General features: G+C 38.1%; 16 protein-coding genes. 14 read left to right on the top strand and 2 right to left on the bottom strand.

Annotated elements, in window-relative coordinates; translation table 11 throughout:
- The first annotated feature begins 1461 nt into the window (after window positions 1-1461).
- The 8 genes from RGU12_RS16370 to yajC all read left to right on the top strand — a co-directional run bounded on the left by RGU12_RS16370 (window position 1462) and on the right by yajC (window position 7821).
- On the top strand, window positions 1462-2364 hold the full coding sequence (locus RGU12_RS16370; protein ID WP_309537011.1) for a YhcN/YlaJ family sporulation lipoprotein: 903 nt from the start codon (window positions 1462-1464) through the stop codon (window positions 2362-2364).
- A gap of 173 nt (window positions 2365-2537) precedes the next feature.
- Window positions 2538-3065, top strand: coding sequence for a BofC C-terminal domain-containing protein (locus RGU12_RS16365; protein WP_309537010.1), 528 nt, complete (start codon window positions 2538-2540; stop codon window positions 3063-3065).
- A 389-nt stretch (window positions 3066-3454) separates the two neighbouring features.
- Window positions 3455-4057: a Holliday junction branch migration protein RuvA gene (ruvA, locus tag RGU12_RS16360; RefSeq protein ID WP_309537009.1), complete on the top strand. Its 603-nt coding sequence runs from the start codon at window positions 3455-3457 to the stop codon at window positions 4055-4057.
- 13 nt (window positions 4058-4070) lie between these two features.
- Entirely contained in the window at window positions 4071-5072 is a 1002-nt protein-coding gene (gene ruvB, locus RGU12_RS16355; RefSeq protein WP_309537008.1) for a Holliday junction branch migration DNA helicase RuvB, read from the top strand.
- Between the two features lie 7 nt (window positions 5073-5079).
- Window positions 5080-5271, top strand: coding sequence for a DUF2905 domain-containing protein (locus tag RGU12_RS16350; RefSeq protein WP_116351617.1), 192 nt, complete (start codon window positions 5080-5082; stop codon window positions 5269-5271).
- A gap of 26 nt (window positions 5272-5297) precedes the next feature.
- Window positions 5298-6323, top strand: coding sequence for a tRNA preQ1(34) S-adenosylmethionine ribosyltransferase-isomerase QueA (gene queA, locus RGU12_RS16345; RefSeq protein WP_309537007.1), 1026 nt, complete (start codon window positions 5298-5300; stop codon window positions 6321-6323).
- A 55-nt stretch (window positions 6324-6378) separates the two neighbouring features.
- Window positions 6379-7518 (top strand): tRNA guanosine(34) transglycosylase Tgt, encoded by a 1140-nt coding sequence (gene tgt, locus RGU12_RS16340; protein ID WP_309537006.1) that lies wholly within the window; start codon window positions 6379-6381, stop codon window positions 7516-7518.
- Between the two features lie 42 nt (window positions 7519-7560).
- Window positions 7561-7821, top strand: coding sequence for a preprotein translocase subunit YajC (gene yajC / locus RGU12_RS16335; protein ID WP_136377654.1), 261 nt, complete (start codon window positions 7561-7563; stop codon window positions 7819-7821).
- Between the two features lie 50 nt (window positions 7822-7871).
- On the opposite strand, the gene RGU12_RS16330 is transcribed toward yajC, so the two are convergent.
- Window positions 7872-8255 carry a TIGR04086 family membrane protein gene (locus RGU12_RS16330; protein ID WP_309537005.1) on the bottom strand — a complete coding sequence of 128 codons (384 nt, stop codon included), beginning with the start codon at window positions 8253-8255 and terminating at the stop codon, window positions 7872-7874.
- 205 nt (window positions 8256-8460) lie between these two features.
- Between RGU12_RS16330 and RGU12_RS16325 the strand changes: the two genes are divergently transcribed.
- Window positions 8461-9126 carry a DUF421 domain-containing protein gene (locus tag RGU12_RS16325; protein ID WP_309537004.1) on the top strand — a complete coding sequence of 222 codons (666 nt, stop codon included), beginning with the start codon at window positions 8461-8463 and terminating at the stop codon, window positions 9124-9126.
- 24 nt (window positions 9127-9150) lie between these two features.
- Here RGU12_RS16325 and spoVB read toward each other — a convergent pair whose 3' ends face one another.
- Window positions 9151-10713, bottom strand: coding sequence for a stage V sporulation protein B (spoVB, locus tag RGU12_RS16320; protein WP_309537003.1), 1563 nt, complete (start codon window positions 10711-10713; stop codon window positions 9151-9153).
- A gap of 320 nt (window positions 10714-11033) precedes the next feature.
- Between spoVB and RGU12_RS16315 the strand changes: the two genes are divergently transcribed.
- The 5 genes from RGU12_RS16315 (at window position 11034) to RGU12_RS16295 (ending at window position 17838) form a co-directional block, all read left to right on the top strand.
- Window positions 11034-11315, top strand: a complete 282-nt coding sequence (locus RGU12_RS16315) for a post-transcriptional regulator (protein ID WP_309538270.1) — start codon at window positions 11034-11036, stop codon at window positions 11313-11315.
- 304 nt (window positions 11316-11619) lie between these two features.
- Window positions 11620-13869: a protein translocase subunit SecDF gene (gene secDF / locus RGU12_RS16310; protein ID WP_309537002.1), complete on the top strand. Its 2250-nt coding sequence runs from the start codon at window positions 11620-11622 to the stop codon at window positions 13867-13869.
- 128 nt (window positions 13870-13997) lie between these two features.
- On the top strand, window positions 13998-14894 hold the full coding sequence (locus tag RGU12_RS16305; RefSeq protein WP_309537001.1) for a cation diffusion facilitator family transporter: 897 nt from the start codon (window positions 13998-14000) through the stop codon (window positions 14892-14894).
- A gap of 77 nt (window positions 14895-14971) precedes the next feature.
- Window positions 14972-17326 carry a single-stranded-DNA-specific exonuclease RecJ gene (gene recJ / locus RGU12_RS16300; protein ID WP_309537000.1) on the top strand — a complete coding sequence of 785 codons (2355 nt, stop codon included), beginning with the start codon at window positions 14972-14974 and terminating at the stop codon, window positions 17324-17326.
- Complete coding sequence (locus tag RGU12_RS16295; protein WP_309536999.1) at window positions 17326-17838, top strand: adenine phosphoribosyltransferase; 513 nt, start codon at window positions 17326-17328, stop codon at window positions 17836-17838. Before recJ ends, RGU12_RS16295 begins: the two co-directional genes overlap by 1 nt.
- Window positions 17839-17985 lie beyond the last annotated feature (147 nt).

Genomic DNA, 17985 nt, shown 5'->3' with positions numbered 1-17985 from the left:
GCCTGTTATGCCACAGATGCCGCAATATCAGCCACTAGAAATTGATATCAATAATTATAATGTGATGCAACAACAAATGTTGCCAACACCACCACAGAATGTTTTACCAGGGATGTTCGCACCTGAAGAAGAGGAACTAGAGGAAGATTTTGAATCACAAATGCCTATAATGCCACAGATGCCGTTACAACATCCTGCAATGTTTAATAATTGCGTGCCTATGACACCGGTAATGCCTGGTTATGGTTTTAATTACGTTCCAGGATATCAGGGAGGATTTCCTCCACAGGGGCCTTTTAACCCAATGGGTGGATTCGGTGGATTCCCACGAACTGAAGGGGTAAAAGAGGAAGTTAAAGAAATGGCACCAATACAAATGCCACCTGTTCAAATGCCGCAACCGCATCCATTCGAAATTGATATTAACAATTTCAATGTCATGCAGACGCAAATGCAAATGCCACAAATGGTGGCAGGTGTAGAGGGAGAAATGGAAGAAATACCAGAAATGCCAATGGTGGCTCCGATGCAAGCTCCACCAATGCCGATGGGACCTTGTGTACCAATTTCGCCAGTAATGCCAGGTTCTGGCTTTAATTTTGTACCGGGGTTTCAGGGAGGATTTCCGTCACAGGTTCCATTTAGTCCAATGGGGGGATTTCCACGAACAGAAGGTGTAAAAGAACAAATGGTACCTATTCAAATGCCACAGCAACATCCATTCGAAATTGATATTAACAATTTAAATGTGATGCAGACGCAAATGCAAATGCCACAAATGGTGGCAGGTGTAGAGGAGGAAATGGGCGAAGTACCTGTAATGCCACAAATGGGTCCGATGCAAGCACCACCAATGCCGATGGGCCCATGTGCACCTATTTCACCGGTAATGCCAGGTTCTGGCTTTAATCCAGGATTTCCGGGACCGGGACCAATGCCATATGGATCCGGTTGGCCTATGCAAGCTACACCACAAGCTGTAGGTCCAGCAATGGGTTATAATCCATTTGGAACTCAAGCACCAGGTTTTGCGGGACCAATGAATCCTCAAATGATGCCAGCACAATTCTATAATCAAAGAGATTGTGGATGTGGCGGTCCAAAGCAAATATTAGCTGGGCAATTACCACAACAAGGATTCCCAGGATATCAAGGTGCACCATTTGGCATGAATCCAAATCAACAAATGGCATTTAACCCAATGTTTAACATGCCTGATGTCGATGATGACTTAGACGATTAAAAATATAAATAACTTTGCAAGGGCGAATAAAAAGTTCGTCCTTTTATTTTTTGTCATTATCATCAAAAAATGTTTGAGAATAAATAGAAATACATCAAAAATTTTTGCCCAAAATCTTTATATCCTGCAAATAAGTAACAGAAATAATCCCCCTTTGATAAGCCAAGCTAAAAGATGAACATAAAATTATGTTCAAAAGGTCAAAGGGGGTTATTGTATTGAGGAAAATACTCTATTCAGTTTCAACTGCAGCATTATTGCTTGGGGGCCTAACGGCTTGTAATACTAACCAAGGGGCTGCACCGAATAAGGATTATAATGATAACGCAAGACCAATTGGGTATTACTCAAACGAAAATGATCGTGACCGGAATGGAAATGGCCGTATACGCGACAACGATGGTCCATTAACAGAGATTATGGATCGTAATGGCAACAATTTCAACGGTAACAATCGTACTGGGGTAATGAACAACAGAAATTACAGAAATAACAAAACCGGAACCATGAACAACCGAACAGGCGGTAATAACGGAATGGGTGTTTTAAACAACGACAAAACGATGAAAAACCGTCCTGGAATTATGAACTATCGCGATGAACAGCGCCGAAACGGCATCATGAATCATCGTGATGGACGTACAATAAACCCTTTTAATGACGGCAACCCAAATACAATTGGTTATAATAAACATGGATATGCTGACCGCAACTATAGCAGCCATCTTAATGACAATAACCATAAAGTACAAACTTATGGATATTACAATGACAAAGGAAATTTAGTCCGTAAGATTTCCGACCGTGCTGCTAAGGTTAAAAATGTCAAAGATGCTCGTGTAATCGTGACAGACGATAATGTATTGGTTGCAGTTAATACAAATGATAATAACAACCGCAATAATGTCCAAAATGCGGTGGAAAAAGCTGTTGCACCACTTGCTGGTAATCGAAATGTTAATGTTGTAACAGATGAAGGTACTTTTACTCGAGTTCGTGATATCGATAATGATATTCGAAATGGAAACAGACGCGAAACAATCGATGCTGACATAAAAGACCTTTTTAACAACATTGGCAATACCATTAAAGCACCATTCACAAATGATAATAGGGGTTAAGCTTAGTGTGGTATATGGGGTGTCCTTTTGGGCATCCTTTTTTAATGAATAAGAAAAGGTGAAAATTTATTGGATAAACCTGTTAATTTTGGTCACACTAATGGGTGTAGGGCAGTCATTGCATTTCTAAATGGTAAAGTTGTTGGCAACTAATTGTAAGAGGTGATGCCAAAATGAGAACGATAGCAAAAGTGATCGTTTGTCTAGCGGTTGTATTCATATTGCCAAGCTTTTCAGGGAACGGAGCCGAATTAAACGAGGAAAATAATGATCCAGTTCAAGAGGTGGATGGTCCGTTAGAAGTCACGGTTATTCTTGAACGCGTTTATTTGGATGGAGAGGTAAGCGAAGAAATATTGAAAGAAACAATCCTATCAATGGAAGATTTTTGGGCTCAATACGAGGATTGGAGTTTAGTTCATCAGGATGAGGATCAAGTTGTTTTCCAACAGCGTATAGATGATATTTCGCCATTACTTAAAACAAATGGCTATTTTGGTTTAACAGAAGATGGGATTTTATCTATTTTTAATGGGAAACCTGATGAATCTGATAAAGTCATTCAATCATTCTTTCAAATCGATGTTGAAAAGCTTGAAAGTTACCAACATGATTTACTAAAAAAAGGCATTAAAATTGGTACAAAGGATGAATATATTAATGTAATTGAAACGTATAAAACATATACATCCTCCCCTTAATAATAAAACATTTGAGAGACTAGGAAAGCTGCTAGTCTCTCTTTTATTTTATTTTGAGTTCAAAGAGGAGGATGAAAAGGACCACGCCGGCTAAAAACGCCACGTCCTGTGGCGTCGCCGGCACTAGCACATCCTGTGCGTCGAAAGTTCGATGCGGCGCAGTTTTGAGTAGCGGAGCGTATGTATTTGATACATGAGCAACGGAAAAACAAGCCAACGAGCTTCCACAGGATGTGGTGACTTCGACGTTCGACACAGGACGTGTCGGTAGTTAGTCGAAGTTCCTCTACTGAAGTGTCATTTTCACCGGACTTTTTGAACATCCTTTTTAGTCTTTTTTTGATGAATATGATAAAATGATGTACAGCAAAGTAGGGGAGAGAAGACGTTTGATTGAATTTATTAAAGGGACGGTTGATTCTATCAATCCTGAATACATTGTAGTTGAAAACAACGGAGTTGGATATCTCATTTATACACCTAATCCATTTGTTTTTAAAAGGGAGAGTCAGGAAACCGTTTATACATATCAGCACGTTAGAGAGGATATTTTGGCTCTCTATGGCTTTAAGACACGTGAAGAACGTGCTTTATTTTTGAAATTGTTAAATGTTACAGGGATTGGTCCAAAAGGTGGGCTAGCGATTCTTGCCTCTGGTGAACCGGAACAGGTTATTAGAGCAATTGAAAATGAGGATGAAAAATATCTAGTAAAATTCCCGGGGGTCGGGAAAAAGACAGCTCGCCAAATTATTTTAGATTTAAAAGGAAAACTTCATGACTTGATGCCTTCATTACATCCAGATCTATTTTCAGAAGATCATGAACTTGAGGCAGATATGAGCCATACAGAACTTGATGAAGCTGTGGAAGCTTTGAAAGTATTAGGATATGCTGAAAGAGAAATCAATAAAGTATTGCCAGAATTAAGAAAAGAAAAACTTTCAACAGATTTATATATTAAAAAGGCTTTACAAAAGCTATTAAAATAAGGGGGTTGCTTGAATGGAGGACAGAATCGTTTCAGGTAGTACTAATTACGAAGAGTCAGCAATCGAGCAAAGCCTTAGACCACAAACATTATCCCAATACATTGGACAAGAAAAGGTAAAATCGAATTTATCGATTTTTATTGAAGCTGCAAAAATGAGGCAGGAAACATTGGACCATGTATTATTATATGGACCCCCAGGGCTAGGGAAAACAACGCTTGCTACCATTATTGCAAATGAAATGGGCGTAAATATTCGTACAACCTCAGGACCAGCGATTGAAAGACCTGGAGATTTAGCAGCCATTTTAACAGCCCTTGAACCAGGTGATGTTCTATTTATTGATGAAATTCATCGCCTACAACGCTCAATCGAGGAAGTATTATATCCAGCAATGGAGGATTTTTGTTTGGATATTGTGATCGGAAAGGGAGCAGGGGCACGTTCGGTCCGGCTTGATTTGCCACCATTTACACTAGTTGGAGCAACAACAAGAGCTGGTTCTTTATCTGCACCACTTCGGGATCGATTCGGTGTCCTTAGTCGACTTGAATATTACAATGAAAATCAACTTGCTGATATCGTAACAAGGACAGCGGAACTATTAGAGGTTGAAATCGAAGACCAGGCATCACATGAAATTGCCAGGAGGTCAAGAGGAACACCTCGTATAGCCAATCGATTGCTAAGGCGGGTTAGAGATTTTGCACAGGTACGTGGAGACGGTACAATTACAACTAAAATGGCAAGTAAAGCATTAGAATTACTTCAGGTTGACCGTTTAGGACTTGACCATATTGACCATAAATTACTTAAAGGAATCATTGAAAAGTTTCGCGGTGGTCCAGTTGGGTTGGAGACGATTTCAGCGACGATTGGAGAAGAGCCTCATACGATAGAAGATGTTTATGAGCCTTACCTTCTTCAAATTGGCTTCTTGCAGAGAACCCCACGTGGTCGTGTCGTAACAGAGCTTGTTTATCGACATTTTCAAATTGAGGTTCCAAAGGAGTAAATGAAACATGGGCAAAATGCTAATGATAATGGGGATTATACTATTGGCTGTTGGGTTTTTTATGCACTTTATTGGGAAGATGCCAGGGGATATTGTTGTGAAAAAAGGAAACACAACCTTTTACTTTCCAATTGTTACATCTATTGTAATTAGCATTATATTATCATTGATTTTTTACGTGTTTGGTCGATTTCGTTAGAAAGCTATTAGGAATAAGGTGAAAACATGAAAGTAGATTTATTTGATTTTGATTTACCAGAGGAATTAATTGCACAAACCCCACTTGAAAATCGTGAGGCATCAAGGCTAATGGTAGTCGACAAGGAGACGGGTGAAATTACTCATAGTCATTTTCGCTCTATCCTTTCATACCTCAATAAAGGGGATTGCTTGGTCTTAAACGATACACGTGTGCTTCCAGCAAGACTTTACGGCGTAAAAGAGGATACAGGCGCTAAAGTGGAGGTGCTGCTATTAAAACAAAGAGATGGCGACACATGGGAAACTCTAGTTAAGCCTGCAAAACGGGTGAAGGAAGGAACCGTGTTAACCTTTGGTGATGGCCGATTAACAGCAACTTGCACAGACATCGGTGATCATGGAGGTAGAATGCTTGAATTCCACTATGAAGGCATCTTTTACGAGGTTTTGGATGCATTAGGTGAAATGCCGCTGCCACCATATATACATGAACAATTAGATGATAAAGAAAGATATCAAACTGTGTATGCGAAGCATCGTGGTTCTGCTGCTGCACCCACTGCTGGACTTCATTTTACAGAAGAACTACTTCAGGAAATACGTGACAAGGGTGTGCACACAGCATTTATAACCTTACATGTTGGTTTAGGAACCTTCCGTCCGGTAAGTTCGGATACAATTGAAGATCATGATATGCATTCGGAATTTTATCAAATGAATGAAGAAACCGCTAAACTATTAAATGATGTGAAGACAAATGGTGGAAAAATTATTTCTGTGGGAACTACCTCTACAAGAACACTTGAAACCATTGTGAAAAATCATGGGAAATTTGTAGAATCAAGTGGTTGGACAAGTATATTCATTTATCCTGGATATCAATATGAGGCAATTGATGGACTTATCACAAATTTCCATCTTCCAAAGTCCACACTCATCATGCTCGTTAGCGCGTTAGCAGGGCGCGAGAATATCCTTCATGCCTATAACGAAGCAGTAAAAGAACGCTACCGATTCTTTAGTTTCGGAGACGCAATGCTTATTAAGTAATTTAGAATTTCGGGTGGTGACATACCACTACCTTTGATAAAGGAGACAGTTATCAGTGACAGCAATAAGATACGAACATATTAAGACTTGTAAGCAAACGGGTGCAAGGCTTGGAATAGTGCATACACCACATGGTTCTTTTGAAACACCTGCCTTTATGCCAGTTGGAACTCTTGCAACGGTAAAAACAATGTCACCTGAAGACCTAAAAGAGATGGGCTCTGGAATTATTTTAAGTAATACCTATCATTTATGGTTAAGACCAGGCCATGACATTATTAAGGAAGCTGGTGGCTTACATAAATTCATGAATTGGGATAGAGCGATCCTTACTGATTCCGGTGGTTTCCAAGTCTTTAGTTTAAGTGAATTTCGTGAAATTAAGGAAGAAGGCGTTCATTTTCGAAATCACTTAAATGGTGATAAGTTATTTTTATCTCCTGAAAAAGCGATGGAAATTCAAAATGCACTAGGATCCGATATTATGATGGCATTTGATGAATGTCCTCCATATCCAGCTACCTTCGAATACATGAAAAAATCTGTTGAGCGGACAAGCCGTTGGGCTGAAAGATGTTTAAAAGCTCATAGTCGCCCTCATGACCAAGGACTTTTTGGAATTGTTCAGGGGGGAGAATATGAAGAACTTCGTAAGCAAAGTGCAAGAGATTTAGTATCCTTAGATTTTCCTGGCTATGCAGTCGGTGGTTTATCTGTTGGTGAGCCTAAAGACGTGATGAATAGAGTTCTTGAATTTACAACACCACATTTACCGTCTGATAAACCGAGATATTTAATGGGTGTAGGTTCACCGGATTCTCTTATTGATGGAGCTATCCGTGGAATTGATATGTTTGACTGTGTTCTTCCGACGAGAATTGCTCGTAATGGAACTCTTATGACAAGTGAAGGTCGATTAGTTGTAAAGAATGCAGAATATGCCCGTGATTTTAGGCCACTTGATGAAAATTGTGATTGCTATACTTGTAAAAATTACAGTCGTGCCTACATTCGACATTTAATAAAGACAAGTGAAACATTTGGAATTCGACTTACTACTTATCATAATCTTCATTTTCTGTTAAAATTAATGGAGCAAGTCAGACAAGCGATTCGAGAAGATCGTCTTGGAGACTTCCGTGAAGAATTTTTTGAGCGATATGGTTTCAACAAACCAAACGCGAAAAACTTCTAATAAAATACAATGAAAAAAAGAAATACATGGGAGGTGAAATAAATGGAAGGTATTTTAGGAACAGTTGGTCCTTTAATTCTAATGTTTGCGATTTTCTATTTCTTGTTAATTCGTCCACAACAAAAGCGTCAAAAGGCTACAGTTCAAATGCAGTCTAACCTTGCGAAGGGCGATAAAGTAGTTACTGTTGGTGGTTTACATGGAATTATTGATTCAATTGATGAAAATAAGGTAGTCATTAAATCAGGTAATGCGAATCTTACATACGACAAGCAAGCAGTTCGTGATGTGATTAGGGACTAATTGAAATCAAAAAAAGAGCGTCTTTGGCGCTCTTTTTTTAGTTCCACCTATTAAGCCTCTCTTCTTGATGGGGTAGTCATGTTTACCCCGAAGATGCCACCGATGACAGCTGCCGCTAAAAAGCCAACATGGTACATCGTTTGCTCTGCTGTAAAAGTAGTATCATAGCCTAAGAATTGAACAATAAACACAATGATGGAATATAAAATCCCTGTTCCCCCACCTATTAGCCAACCTTTTTCCTTCCCTTTTCCTCCTGATACAAAACCTCCAGCAAAAAGTGCAAGGAAGGAAGCACCTAAAATCACCCAAGACATAGATGATTCTTGAAGTGAAGTAAATCGCAGTAATAGTGAAATAAGTAAACTAGATAGGATAACAATTACAAAAATTGCCACTACTCCATAAACCATTGCAACACCCATTTTTCTCATTCCGTTTCTCTCCCCCTCTTTTTCATACAGAATTCCCTTAGTACGAGCATATTCATGTCCATTATGAATTAGAATAAAAAGTACAAACTTTTCTTGTCCACTAAAGCGGACTGGAAAAACTTATGAAAAAACTTTTTCTTCAATTTGTGCAAACTAAAATGTACTATGTTTTCTAATCATTTCTCATAGGAGAGGAGGGTTTCACTTGGAGGAATACCTCGTCATTATGGGGAGGACTGTTTTACTTTATGTCATTATTCTTTTGATTTTTCGATTGATGGGTAAGCGTGAAATTGGTGAACTTAGTCTTTTGGATTTAATTGTATCTATGATGATTGCCGAAATGGCTGTTATCGCAATAGAATCTCCAAAAGATCCAATTTTGCATTCCGTCATACCGATGGGATTACTAATGGTGATCCAATACTCTCTTGCCCTCCTTTCATTAAAAAGTAAGAGAGTAAGGGAAATCATTGATGGTAAACCAACCGTAATTATTAATAGAGGAAAAATCGATGAAGATGCCATGAGAAAGCAACGATATAATCTTGATGATCTCCTGATGCAGCTAAGAGAAAAAGATGTGAAAAACTTAGCAGATGTAGAGTTTGCCATATTAGAATCTTCAGGTGACTTATCTGTTTTAACAAAGAATCAAAACCAAGCATCTCAATCAACTGATTATTCAATTGATTTACCACTCATCCTTGATGGTCAAATCCAGGATGAACATTTAAATCAAATCAATAAAACAGAATTTTGGCTGCGTTCTGAAATGAAGAAGTTGGGGCATACCGATATTAAAAAAATATCCTATTGTAGCTATCATCATGGGAAACTTCATGTAGATATCAAGGACGAAAAAAGGTAACCAATTCGGCTACCTTTTCGTCATTTATAGAAGCATTGCAAGTTTTGGCCCAATGAACGGTATTCGTTTCACTTCTTCTTTTGTTAACAGCTTAAAAACAAACAGGAATACAATATAAATGAATGATGTTACGGTGATTGCTACAAGCGTTCGGGTGGCAAGGGAACTATCTGGAAGAAATAGTTGATAAAAGTAGTGACCACCAACTCCAGCCAAAACCATTGTGATACCACTCTTAAGATAATCTCGAATATAGAAGCTATAAGAGATCACTTTCACAATCGTTGAAAAATGAAGTAAGGTTACAAGCATCATTCCGATGACAATGGCAAGTGCAGCGCCCATAATCCCAAGGGAAGGTCTTGTTGCAAGAACAAAGATAGCAGCAGTTTTGATGATATTACCGATAAAACTATTAATCATCGCAGCCTTTGCTAAATCAAGCGCCTGCAGTGTTGCTTGAAGAGGTCCTTGAAAATAATAAAAGATAAAAAATGGTGCCATTACCTTAATATAAATCGCCGAATTACTATTCCCATACATAAGCTCCATAACAGGGGAGGCAAACACATATAATACAACGATGGCCAACCCACCTGACACTAGTGATAAACGTAATGCCTGTTTTAGACGATATTCAATTAATAATGTTTGTTTTTTTGCTGCAGCTTCGCTAATTGAAGGAACAAGTGCTGTTGACAAGGAAGTTGTGATAAAAGATGGAAGCATGAGCAGTGGTAACGCAAATCCTGTTAACTCTCCATATTGCCTTGTTGCGAGGTGAGTAACCACACCAGCTATCGCTAAACTTTGTGCCACAACAATCGGTTCAAAAAACCACGAGATGGACCCAATTAATCTGCTTCCCAATGTGGGGACTGCGATTCGTGTTAAATCATGAAAGGTTTCTTTCCCGTGTTTAGCCGATTTGAAAAAGTTCTTTCGGATTCGAATTCGTTTTTTTAATTTAAACATAAAGAATAAATAGATTAATGACATTAATTCTCCAATAACAGCCGAAAGCATTGCACCTGCTGCGGCGTATTCAATTCCCATCGGTAAAAATGCTTTCGTGAATACATACACTAACGTAATCCTTACGACTTGTTCGATGACTTGTGAATAGGCAGGAGGCTTCATATTTTGACGACCTTGGAAATAGCCACGGAGAACAGACGAAATTGCCACAATTGGAACAATTGGTGAAATAGCTAATAAAGGATAATAGGTCCTTTGATCTGTAAGTAAAGTCTCGGATAAAAGCGGTGCAAGAAAAATCATCAATGGTGTAAAGATAATACTTAGAGTACCTGTTATTAAAAGAGAGACCACTAGGATTTTCTTAATTTTTCTCTTATCACCCTGTGCCTCGGCTTCCGCTACTAACTTCGAAATGGCTACTGGAAGTCCCATCTGGGTTAAGGTAATGGTGAGTACAAATGTGGGGATTGCCATCATATAAAGCCCCACACCTTCTTCACCAATTAATCGAGCGACAACAATTCTATTTACAAATCCTAATATTCTTGTAATGAGTCCTGCGATAATTAAAATTAATGTTCCTTTAAGGAATGTTTGCTTTGACAATTCATTTTCCCTACCTTCTCAAAAAAGGTGATATCATTTACAATTAACTATATGCACGGTATGTGGCCAAGCATGACAAGTATTCGTTAACTTTATTTAGTAGAAGCTCTCACTTCTACTAAATAAAGTTGAGCCTCCGGCGGATGCCTCAGATTTTTAATGGAAACTTTTCGAGAGTAAGTTCAAAGACTAAGAATGCCACTTCCTGTGGCAACGTCTTTGTGACCCACCTCGTGTGGGCCTAAAAAATCTGGGCGCAAATACGCCGAGGTGTATTTGATTATTGGGAGAGATGACGAGTGAATCAAGCTGAGACTCACATGTATGACAAGTTTCGAGAAACGGTTCGTCCAGTTTTAAAAAGTAAATTGGAGGAATTTGAACTGTACGGATATGACAGTGTCAAAGAGGACGAACTTTGGGAGTTCTTGAAAAATAAAACATGGAGAAAAGAGAAAGAAGAGAAGCTTTTATATCAAATTGTGAACGATATTTTATCTGTTAAAGTTGGAGATTATATGAATTATGCAACCGTAGAGGCTTTTAAAGCGCCAAATTGGTTTGAAGGTGAAGGAAGAGACGTACTAGAAAAGTTACTTTAATCTGTTATATCAAAAAAATATTTTTAGTGTGGCGGGGTATTTACAGAAAGCTGTAATTGACATGAAAAAAGCATTGTTTCATAATTGTGATGGAGGGCTTAAAGGACAGGCTCTAAATGTCTAGGCTAAAATGATAAAATTTCGTACGTAGTTTTAGATGTCTAGCTCCAGGCGCCATCGGCTCGAGGTCATAAGCCAATCGTTTCTCAAGGCAAATAATGCCTTCTTTCAGCGATCTTCTTATGCTTGTCGACGATAGACGGTCGCCTTGCGCTTTTCTAATTAAAGGAGGATTTACATACATATGGTTAAAAAAGGCCGCATCGTGGTGTTTTTCGTATTAGTGCTTCTCTTTGGTGCCTTAATCGGCGTAACTGGTATAGATACCGCAAAAAACATTAAATTGGGACTCGATCTTCAAGGTGGTTTTGAAATCCTTTATGAGGTATTGCCTGCTAAGGAAGGCGATGTCATTGATAAGGAAGCTCTAGTAAGTACGGTAAACGCCTTAAATAACCGTGTTGACGTGCTAGGGGTAAACGAGCCAAATATTCAAATTGAAGGTAAAGACCGTGTCCGTGTGCAATTAGCGGGTGTTGAAAATCAGGATAAAATTCGTGAAATTCTATCAACCCAAGCGAAGCTTACCTTTAGGGATGTACATGATAATGTATTACTTGATGGTTCTCAATTAGCTCAAAATGGTGCTAAACAATCATTTGATGAAATGGGCAGACCATCTGTTGCCTTAACAGTTAAAAATTCTGACGATCTGAAAAATGCAACCCAAAAGGTTCTGGATTATGGTCCACCCAATAACCTTATGGTGATTTGGTTAGACTTTGAAGAAGGTGTAGATTCCTTTGAGGCTGAAAGTAATAAACCAAATCCAAAGTATCTTTCTGCCGCATCAGTTGGTGAAGTATTTAACACAAAAACAGTTTCAATCACGGGTGGGAATTTTACTGTTGAATCTGCAAATGAACTTGCTTCATTGCTAAACGCTGGGGCACTACCTGTTGATCTGAAAGAAATCTATTCAACATCAGTAGGTGCTAAATTTGGTGAGCAAGCATTAAATAAAACGGTTTTTGCAGGGGCAATTGGAATTTTCTTAGTGCTATTATTTATGCTTGTATTTTACCGTTTCCCTGGTTTAATTGCTGCCGTAACTTTAAGTATTTTTGTTTATTTAAACCTACTTGTTTTTGACTGGATGAATGCAGTACTTACACTTCCAGGTATTGCAGCCTTAATCCTCGGGGTAGGTATGGCGGTCGATGCCAATATTATTACCTACGAGAGAATTAAGGAAGAGATAAGGTCTGGGAAATCAATCTTATCTGCGTACCGTACAGGTAATAAAAACTCATTCTTAACCATCTTTGATGCAAATATAACAACTATTTTGGCTGGTGTCGTATTATTTATTTTTGGTACAAGTGCTGTAAAAGGTTTTGCAACGATGTTAATCGTTAGTATTTTATTAAGCTTTTTAACCGCAGTATATGGAAGTAGACTTTTACTCGGACTTTGGGTAAATAGTAAATTCTTAAATAAGAGACCTAGCTGGTTTGGTGTAAAACAAAGTCAGATTCGAAATCTAGCTGATGCAGATGAAGAAGGAAATTACCCAACTAAATTTGATCGCTTTGATTTTGCAAAGCATAAGAATAAATTCTTTGTTGCATCGGGTCTAATGGTTGTAGTGGGGATTATAGTATTAATCATTTTTAGACTTAATCTTGGAATTGATTTTGTTGCTGGTACCCGTATGGATGTACTTGCTGATCATTCGATTTCCCAAGAGGAACTTACGGATGAGCTTAGTAAGCTAAATCTAGAAGCTAAGGAAATCATTATTTCCGGGGATAATAATGAAATTGGAGTAGCTAGATTCGCTGACGAGCTATCAAAAGATGAAGTGGCTCAAGTGAAGGCACATTTCCATGATCTTTATGGGGCTGATCCTAACGTAAGTACAGTTTCTCCAACTGTCGGAAAAGAATTAGCACGTAACGCATTTTATGCTAGCATAATTGCGATGCTTGGTATTATTATCTATGTTGCATTCCGTTTTGAATGGCTAATGGGATTGGCAGCCATTGTCGCACTTGTCCATGATGCATTCTTTATGATTGTTCTTTTTAGTGTTACTCGTCTTGAGGTGGATGTTACATTTATCGCGGCCGTTTTAACGATTATTGGTTACTCAATCAATGATACAATTGTAACCTTTGATAGAATTCGTGAACTATTGAAGAAGAAAAAGCGTGTTAAAACCTATGAAGATCTTGCAAGCGTCGTAAATAGTGGATTAAGACAAACATTAGGACGCTCGGTTAATACCGCAATCACGGTAATCTTTACAAGTGTTGCGTTATTACTTTTAGGTGGACAAGCAATCACAAACTTCTCATTTGCTTTAACAATTGGTTTAGTTGCTGGAATGTATTCATCTATCTTCATTGCAGCACAGCTTTGGTTAGTTTGGAAAGCAAAGCAAATCACAAAAAATCGTCCTGTGAAAACAGAGACAGATCCACAAGTCTAAACAGTAAAAGCCGTGAATTTTTCACGGCTTTTTATTTTCTATTTTAGACTTGATGAGTTAATCAGCTTTTGGTTACACTAAAAAGCATGTGTCGTATTCTCAAACTTATATGGGGAGGATGAGGATTTTTGAAAGAGAATGATCGCTTTAAACAAGCAGAAAAAGCCATCATTATTGGTGTTGTGGGGAATATCATCCTAGCTATCATTAAATGGGTTATTGGGGTTCAATCCAATAGCCGGGCGCTTATTGCTGATGCTGTTCACTCAGCATCAGATGTAGCAGGTTCAGTGGCTGTATTCATCGGGGTGAGAGCTGCTAAAAGACCTCCAGACGAAGATCATCCATATGGACATGGGAAAGCTGAGTCAGTTTCTGCTATTATTGTTGCGGTACTGCTTGCACTCGTTGGTTTTGAAATCGGGAAAGGCTCCATTGGGGCATTTTTTAAGCCTATTGAGGTCCCTAAGACAATGGCTATTTATGCCGTCCTTTTTTCAATCATTATTAAAGAAATCATGTTTCGGTATAAATACAATCTTGGAAAAAAGATTAAGAGTGATGCGCTTATTATCAATGCATATGATGATCGTTCCGATGTATTTGCATCAATTGCAACCCTAATAGGGATTGTGGGGGCCATTCTAGGTGGCTATTTAGGGATAGATTGGCTTGTTTATGCCGACCCTGTTGCAGGACTTGTTGTCGCTGTTCTCATTATCAAAATGGCATGGGAATTTGGAACGGAAGCCATACATAATACGTTAGATCATGTATTACATGATGAAGATACTACGGAATTTAGAAAGCTGGTTATGTCTGTTCCAGAGGTAATGAAAATTACCGAACTTCATGCACGTGAACATGGGCATTACGTGATTGTTGATTTAAAAATTTCTGTTGACCCTTATATGACGGTGGAAGAAGGTCATAAAGTCGGTAAAAAAGTAAAAGAAAAGCTAATGGAATATGCACAAGTACAAAATGTGTTTGTCCATATTAATCCATACTCAGACGATGATTAACGCAACTTATGGAAAATGTCAATCATTGTAACGCACCTTAACCTCCTGTATAATAGTGTGGTTAAGGGGTGAAGCTTTTGTTACAATCTAAAACTCGTTGGAAGGTAAATGAATACAACCAGATATATACAAATCTACTAGTTAAAGAACTACAGGTTACACCTCTAGTAGCATCCCTACTTGTGAATAGAGGGCTTACAACCGTCGAATCAGCACGTGAATTTTTAGAACCAGAACATCTTGAGTTCCATGACCCATTTTTACTTGATCAAATGGATATTGCGATCGAGAGGATTATGAAAGCCATTGAAAATGACGAACGAATTTTGGTGTTTGGTGATTATGATGCCGATGGTGTTAGCAGTACGACCGTTATGGTTACTGCCTTAAAAGAAAAAGGTGCACATGTTGATTTTTATATTCCAAATCGATTCACAGAAGGCTATGGACCGAATGAAACAGCTTTTCGATGGGCAAAATCAGAAGGATTTTCGCTAATTATTACTGTAGATACAGGAATTTCAGCTCTGCATGAAGCGGAGGTTGCAAAAGAATTAGGAATTGATTTAATTATTACAGATCACCATGAAGTTGGTCCTGAACTACCAGTTGCAATGGCAATTATTCACCCGAAAAAACCTAATAGTCAGTATCCGTTTAAAGAATTGGCAGGGGTTGGGGTTGCTTTTAAAGTTGCACATGCTTTACGTGGTGAAGTCCCTACTGATTTATTAGATGTGGCTGTAATTGGGACAATTGCAGACTTAGTTCCTTTACATGGAGAAAATCGTCTCCTAGCCAAAAAGGGAATAAGAGCCTTACAAAATACTGGTCGACCAGGGTTAAAGGCATTATTAAAAAAAGCAAAAATCGAAAACAATGATATTTCTGAGGAAACAGTTGGATTTGCAATTGGACCAAGGATTAATGCAGTTGGTCGTCTGCAATCAGCTGATCCCGCAGTTGATTTATTAATGACAACTGATCCCGAGGAAGCCTCATATATTGCCGATGAAATTGATGAACTAAATAAAGAAAGACAGCAATTGGTTAATCAAATGACACAAGAAGCCATTCAAGAGGTTGAAGAAAATTTTCCACCTTCTTCAAATTCCGTGTTGGTCATAGCAAAAGAAGGTTGGAACTCCGGTGTTATTGGAATTGTTGCTTCAAGATTAGTTGATCGTTTCTATCGGCCTACGATTGTCTTAAGCATTGATTCTGAAAAAGGATTGGCAAAGGGCTCTGCAAGAAGTATTGCAGGCTTTAACCTTTATGAGAGTCTATCGACATGTCGTGATATTTTACCGCATTTTGGTGGACATCCAATGGCTGCCGGAATGACCCTTAAAGTGGACGATGTAAATGACCTTAGGAATCGTCTGAATGTGATTGCGAATGAAGTATTAACACCAGAAGATTTTCAACCAGTTACATCCGTTGATGCGATTTGTAGTATTGATGATATTTCAATTGAATCTATTATTGAAATGAACAAATTAGCACCATATGGAATGGGAAATCCAAAACCAATCGTGCAAATTAATGATGTTGGGGTCAATACAATTCGCCGAATTGGTGCAGATCAGAGCCATTTAAAAATCGTTCTTCAGGATGAACCACATACACTTGATGGAGTTGGTTTTGGTTTAGGACATACCTGTGATGGAATTTCACCATTATCAAAGGTGTCGGTAATTGGAGAGCTATCCATAAATGAATGGAACAATAGCCGAAAGCCGCAAATTATGCTTCAGGATATAGCTGTTAATGAATGGCAATTATTTGATATACGGGGCATGCGTGATTTTTCCTCCTATATAGAAAAATTACGGGATGACAAACTCCATTTAATTGCATTCTCGGAATTGACAATAGATAAGCTTCAATTATCAAATCTTGAATTTAGTATTGTTTCATCGCTTGAAGAAGCAACTGAGATTCAATTAGATTCAAAACATGTTGTTCTTCTAGATTTACCTGAGGAAGCTGAATGGATCAAGGTCTTATTTGAGAAAAGCTTTCCAAATCGCATTTATACTTTATTTTTCCATGAGCAGGATCATTTTTTCAGCACAATCCCAACACGAGAGCATTTTAAATGGTTTTATGCATTTCTTGCAAAAAAAGGTCCGTTTGATATGAATCGCTATGCCCATGATTTAGCAAAATATAGAGGATGGTCAACTGAAACAATTGATTTTATGTCACAGGTGTTTTTTGATTTAGATTTTGTTAAAATAAACAATGGATTTATATCTTTATCAAATCAAGCTCAGAAAAGGGATTTGACTGAATCAAGAACATATCAATTGAAAGCAAAGAGAATTGAATTAGAAAAGCAATTATTGTATTCATCATATCAACAATTAAAGCATTGGTTTGATGCGATAAATCAAGGTTCGCATTCGCTTGAGGAGGCAATTAAATAATGGATTTAGAAAAATTTATCGAGATTGTGGATGACTATCCAAAGCCAGGAATTAAATTTAAGGATATTACACCTTTAATGAATGACGGTGAAGCATATAAATATGCTACAGATCAAATTGTAAAATATGCTAGAGAAAAAGAAATTGATCTTGTCGTTGGACCAGAAGCACGTGGCTTCATTATTGGTTGTCCTGTCGCATACTCACATGGTGTCGGCTTTGCTCCCGTTAGAAAAGAAGGCAAGCTACCTAGAGACGTCATTAAAGTAGAATACGGGCTAGAGTACGGAAAAGATGTTCTGACCATTCATAAAGATGCGATTAAACCAGGTCAACGTGTATTAATCACAGATGATCTGTTAGCAACTGGTGGAACAATAGAAGCAACCATAAATTTAGTTGAACAACTTGGTGGCATTGTAGCGGGGATTGCATTCCTAATCGAACTAACTTACTTAGATGGACGTAAAAAGTTAGATGGCTATGATGTTTTAACTCTCATGCAGTATTAATTTTTATTAAAAAGCGCTCACTTTTGAGTGCTTTTTTTAGTAGAGTTTTTAGTTTTTACTCGTAAAATAAGAATTTTTAAGCTCTATATGCAATATTTCTGTTATTTCCCTTTACAACTTTCGAGATTTTCAAGATAATAGTAACAA

The organism is Ferdinandcohnia sp. QZ13, assembly GCF_031324165.1.
GTDB lineage: Bacteria > Bacillota > Bacilli > Bacillales > Bacillaceae_L > Ferdinandcohnia.
Note: the sequence above shows the minus strand (reverse complement) of the source record. Positions and strands in the feature narration are given on the sequence as shown.

Coding starts and splice junctions, on each gene's coding strand:
- RGU12_RS16350 (WP_116351617.1), top strand. CDS start 5,080: ATGGGCAAAATGCTAATGATAATGGGGATTATACTATTGGCTGTTGGG.
- RGU12_RS16330 (WP_309537005.1), bottom strand. CDS start 8,255: ATGAGAAAAATGGGTGTTGCAATGGTTTATGGAGTAGTGGCAATTTTT.
- ruvB (WP_309537008.1), top strand. CDS start 4,071: ATGGAGGACAGAATCGTTTCAGGTAGTACTAATTACGAAGAGTCAGCA.
- secDF (WP_309537002.1), top strand. CDS start 11,620: ATGGTTAAAAAAGGCCGCATCGTGGTGTTTTTCGTATTAGTGCTTCTC.
- yajC (WP_136377654.1), top strand. CDS start 7,561: ATGGAAGGTATTTTAGGAACAGTTGGTCCTTTAATTCTAATGTTTGCG.
- RGU12_RS16295 (WP_309536999.1), top strand. CDS start 17,326: ATGGATTTAGAAAAATTTATCGAGATTGTGGATGACTATCCAAAGCCA.
- RGU12_RS16315 (WP_309538270.1), top strand. CDS start 11,034: ATGTATGACAAGTTTCGAGAAACGGTTCGTCCAGTTTTAAAAAGTAAA.
- queA (WP_309537007.1), top strand. CDS start 5,298: ATGAAAGTAGATTTATTTGATTTTGATTTACCAGAGGAATTAATTGCA.
- RGU12_RS16365 (WP_309537010.1), top strand. CDS start 2,538: ATGAGAACGATAGCAAAAGTGATCGTTTGTCTAGCGGTTGTATTCATA.